The 4805-nt window shown below is 61.7% G+C and carries 3 protein-coding genes and 1 pseudogene; all 4 read right to left on the reverse strand.

The annotated features are described in order from the left end of the window. Positions 1 to 2377, reverse strand: a 2377-nt coding sequence (gene nifJ, locus QZ079_RS08135) for a pyruvate:ferredoxin (flavodoxin) oxidoreductase (protein WP_297037358.1), incomplete at its 3' end; no start/stop codon positions are given. 468 nt (positions 2378 to 2845) lie between these two features. Beyond that, positions 2846 to 3442: a recombination mediator RecR gene (gene recR, locus QZ079_RS08140; protein WP_297037360.1), complete on the reverse strand. Its 597-nt coding sequence runs from the start codon at positions 3440 to 3442 to the stop codon at positions 2846 to 2848. A gap of 217 nt (positions 3443 to 3659) precedes the next feature. Then, positions 3660 to 3980 (reverse strand): YbaB/EbfC family nucleoid-associated protein, encoded by a 321-nt coding sequence (locus tag QZ079_RS08145; RefSeq protein WP_291289188.1) that lies wholly within the window; start codon positions 3978 to 3980, stop codon positions 3660 to 3662. A 381-nt stretch (positions 3981 to 4361) separates the two neighbouring features. Continuing rightward, positions 4362 to 4805, reverse strand: a pseudogene (locus QZ079_RS08150) (hypothetical protein); the annotation flags it as partial.

A 4805-nucleotide genomic window follows, 5' to 3' on the forward strand; every position in this document is an offset into this window, starting at 1 on the left:
TCGGCGAGACGTTCTCGACGCAGTAGTCGAAGGTCTTCTGCTCCTCGAGCTCCTGCTCCTGCGGCACCATGGTGAGGGCGCCCTTCGGGCAGACCTTCGCGCAGTTGGTGCAGCCCATGCAGTCGAGCGGGCTGATGGCCATGGTGAACTTCAGGCCGGTGTCCTTCGGCATCTTGATGTCGAGCGTGCGCATGCCCTCAGGCGCGTTCGCGATCTCGTCCTCGGTGAGGCCGAACGGGCGGATGGTCGCGTGCGGGCACACGAAGGAGCACTGGTTGCACTGGATGCACTTGTCGGCGTCCCAATGCGGAACCATGACGGCGACGCCGCGCTTCTCGTAGGCGGAAGCGCCCTGCTCGAACTGGCCGTCGGCGTGATCCATGAACGCGGACACGGGCAGGCTGTCGCCCTCCATGCGGTTGATGGGCTCCATGATGTTCTTGACCTGGGCGATGAGCTCGGGGCGACCCTTGAGCTCATGCTCGACGGCCTCGTCCTCGGCGGTCGCCCAGTCGGCAGGCACCTCGAACTTGCGGAACGCGGTGGCACCGGCGTCGATGGCCTTCCAGTTGGCCTCGACGATGGCCTGGCCCTTCTTGGCGTAGGACTTCTCGGCGGCGGCCTTCATATACTCGATGGCGTCTGCCGCGGGGAGAACCTGTGCGAGCGCGAAGAACGCGGACTGCAGCACCGTGTTGGTGCGCTTGCCCATGCCAACCTTCTCGGCCAGGTCGATGGCGTCGATCAGGTAGACGTTGATGTTGTTCTTGGCGATATAGCGCTTGGCGTCGGCGCCGAGGTGGCGGGAGAACTCCTCGTCGTTCCACTGGCAGTTCACCAGGAAGGTGCCGCCGGGCTTGACGTCGCGGACCATCTTGAAGCCCTTGACGATGTAGCTCGGGTTGTGGCACGCCACGAAGTCGGCCTTGTTGATGTAGTACGGGCTCTTGATGGGGTTGTCACCGAAGCGCAGGTGCGAGATGGTCACGCCGCCCGTCTTCTTGGAGTCGTACTGGAAGTAGGCCTGGACGTACTTGTCCGTGTGGTCACCGATGATCTTGATGGAGTTCTTGTTGGCACCGACGGTACCGTCGCCGCCGAGACCCCAGAACTTGCACTCGATGGTGCCCTCGGCAGCCGTGTTGGGGGCGTCGGGATCCATGGGGAGCGACAGGTTGGTGACGTCGTCGACGATGCCGAGCGTGAACTCATGCTTGGGCTCGTCCTTCTTGAGCTCCTCGTACACGGAGAACGCAGCGGCGGGCGGCTCGTCCTTCGAGCCAAGGCCGTAGCGGCCGCCAACGATCTTGATGCCGGTGAGGCCGGCCTCGTAGATCGCGGAGATGACGTCCTCGTAGAGCGGCTCGCCGATGGAACCGGGCTCCTTGGTGCGGTCGAGCACGGCGATCTTCTTGACGGTCTTGGGCAGCGCGGCCACGAAGTGGCTCACAGACCATGGACGGTACAGACGGACCTTCACGAGGCCGACCTTCTCGCCATGGGCGTTCAGGTAGTCGATGACCTCCTCGAGCGTATCGCAGAAGGAGCCCATGCAGACGACGATGTTCTCGGCGTCAGCGGCGCCGTAGTAATCGAACAGGTGATAGTTCGTGCCGAGCTTCTCGTTCACCTTGTTCATGTACATCTCGACGACCTGCGGAAGCTCGTCGTAGGCGGTGTTGCACGCCTCGCGGTGCTGGAAGAAGACGTCGCCGTCCTCGTGGGTACCGCGGTTGTGCGGATGGTCGGGGTTGAGCGCGTGGTCACGGAACGCCTGCACGGCAGCCATGTCGACCATCTCGGCGAGATCGTCGTAATCCCACACGGCGACCTTCTGGATCTCGTGCGAGGTGCGGAAGCCGTCGAAGAAGTTCAGGAACGGAACCTTGCCCTCGATGGCGGAAAGGTGCGCCACCGCGGAGAGGTCCATGACCTCCTGGACGTTGGTCTCGGCGAGCATGGCGAAGCCGGTCTGGCGGCAGGCCATGACGTCGGAGTGATCACCGAAGATGTTGAGCGCATGGCTGGCGACGGTACGCGCGGACACGTGGAACACGCCCGGCAGATGCTCGCCTGCGATCTTGTACATGTTCGGGATCATGAGCAGAAGACCCTGGGACGCGGTGTAGGTGGTGGTCAACGCGCCCGCGACGAGCGAGCCATGGACGGTGCCCGCGGCGCCGGCCTCGGACTCCATCTCGATGACGTTCACCTTCGTGCCAAAGATGTTCTTCTTGCCCTGAGCTGCCCACTGGTCGACATGGTCGGCCATAGGGCTGGACGGCGTAATCGGGTAGATACCCGCAACTTCGGTGAACGCATACGATACGTATGCGGCAGCCTCGTTGCCGTCCATGGACTTGAACGAACGCGCCATATACCCCTCTCCTCTCGTGTAGGTATACAGTCCCCGGTAGCCCGTGCGTACCGGTTATTCCACGGCGCTTATGGTATTCCCGCATGTCAAGCACGATTCGGCGAACGCGACGAAACGAATCTGGCAGCGGAAATCCACATGCGACATTATTGTAACGCGTATCGCGCACGCGCGGGGGCAAAAGTGCGTCGAATGAATGTGTTTGTGCTGTTTCCTCTTTGTGGAACTGGGAGCAGGCGAGACGCCATGCCGCGTTCCCGCCGCCGTCTCCTCGGGCGCCCCACCACCGTTCCCGCGGGCGGCCCCGCCGGCCCCGTCACGTCTGAATCGTCTTTTTTCGACAGAATTATTCCCGAAGAAGCTAAGACTGTCGAAAAAGGTGATTCAGATGGAGCGGGGGACGGCGCGGTACTCGGCGCGCATCGTCCGCGACGTCGCCGAGGACACCGAGGAGAAGCGCGGGCACAGCTACAGCGTGCGGCGTGCTTCGATCGCGCGGCCTAGGGTAAGTTCGTCGGCGTACTCGAGGTCGCCGCCCACGGGAAGGCCGCTCGCCAGGCGGCTCACGGTAATGCCGAGCGGCTTGATGGTTCGGGCGAGATAGCTCGCCGTCGTCTCGCCCTCGATGTTGGGGTTGGTGGCGATGATGATCTCTTGGATATCCTCCTCGCCCAGACGCGCAAGGAGCTCGCGAACATGCAGCTGCTCGGGACCGATCTTCTCCATGGGACTGATCACACCGCCAAGCACGTGATATAACCCTCGGTAGCTGCCTGTTCTCTCGATTGCCTGCACGTCACGCGGCTCGCCGACCACGCAGATGTGCGTGCGGTCGCGCATGCCGTCCATGCAGATGGGGCATTCATCTGCCGTGGCGTAGTTGAAGCACCGGCTGCAAAAGTGCACGTGCTCCTTCACGTCGAGGATCGCCTGCGCGAGGCGGCGCGCTTCCTCGGCGTCGGCTTCAAGCAGGTGATAGGCGATGCGCTGGGCAGACTTGGGGCCGATGCCCGGCAAACGCCCCAGCTCATCGAGCAAGCGCTGCAAATCTTGGTTGCTCGCCATGGCGTCCTTCCTCATCAGCTTCCACGAGTGGCATTCGGTGTTCACGGGGTCACAAACGCCGTGCACAAATGCACTCGCGACGGATATCAACGGTTATTTCGCAATGCGCCGAGTAGAGGGGCATCTTTTGCAAAAGATTTCGCAGGTAGAACGCTTATGCCAGTTCGCGCTACTCGACAAGTCCAGAAACAACCGTTGATTTCCGAATCGAGTGAACTTAGAACGGCATTCCGGGGATGTTGAGGCCGCCGGTGATGGCGCCCATCTGGCGGTTCGCGAGGTCGCCCACGCCGCGCAGCGCCTCGTTCACGGCGGCCGTGACCATATCTTCGAGCATCTCGACATCCTCGGGGTCGAGCGCCTCGGGGTCGATCTTAAGCGAGGTGATCTGCATCTCGCCGTTCACCGTGACTTTGACCATGCCGCCGCCGGCAGACGCGTCCACCGTCGACTGCGCGATGTTCTCCTGTGCGGCGGCAAGCTGCTCCTGCATCTTGCGAGCCTGCTTCATCATTTGCTGCATATTCATCTGAGCCATGGATACTCCTTGCCAAGGTGGAGCGGCGGCGCAGATAGCCCGCTCACCCCATTGCAGACGCTATATCGGGTACGCATCCTATCATATCAGGATGGTCACAGTGCGACATCTCTCTTGGATGCCGGAGCGGTCACCTCGCGATGCCTGGCTTCGCGGGAATGCGAACTCGAACTCCCCGCATAACATACCGCCCTTCAAAAGGTTCGAAGCCGAGCTTCTCGCGCACCCAGCCCCACGCCCACACCGCACAAAATTCATGGCCAATATCTCATCGAGCTCCATCGAAATAGCCGTTAGGACGGTGATTTTAAGTCGTAGTGACTATTTCAATGGAGTTCGATGCAAGGTGGAAGAACTAGGCATCGGCAGCAGGACGCACGTTTAGGAGTCGAGTTTGGTGAACACGACGCCGTCGCCGAAGATGTTTCCCAGAATGTCCTTGATGTCGTCGGTTGCGCCGGATCCCGAGCTCGCCGGCGCGGCAGCAGGGGCATCGGAAGCCGGCGCGGATTGTTTCTCTATCAACGAGTCAGGTGCCGGTGTGACCGAAGGTGCGGGTGCAGAAGATGGAACCTGCGCTGGGCTCGGCATCGCAGCGGGTGCCGGATTCGCGGGAGGAATAGAGGCTTGAACAGCTGCAACGGGCTCGGATGCAAGGTCTACGGGCGCAGCGCTGCCCATGGAAGATGTCTGTGCAGAAGAAGCGTTGGCGGGCATATCAAACGGCGGAAGGTCATCTTCGGCGTAGTCGAATGCAGTAGCATCGTCGTAGGGAACCTGGTCATCGACAGGAGCCGTCTGGACGAAAAGATCGGAAGAGCACAC

The sequence above is a fragment of the uncultured Enorma sp. genome (genome assembly GCA_905210055.1).
GTDB lineage: Bacteria > Actinomycetota > Coriobacteriia > Coriobacteriales > Coriobacteriaceae > Enorma.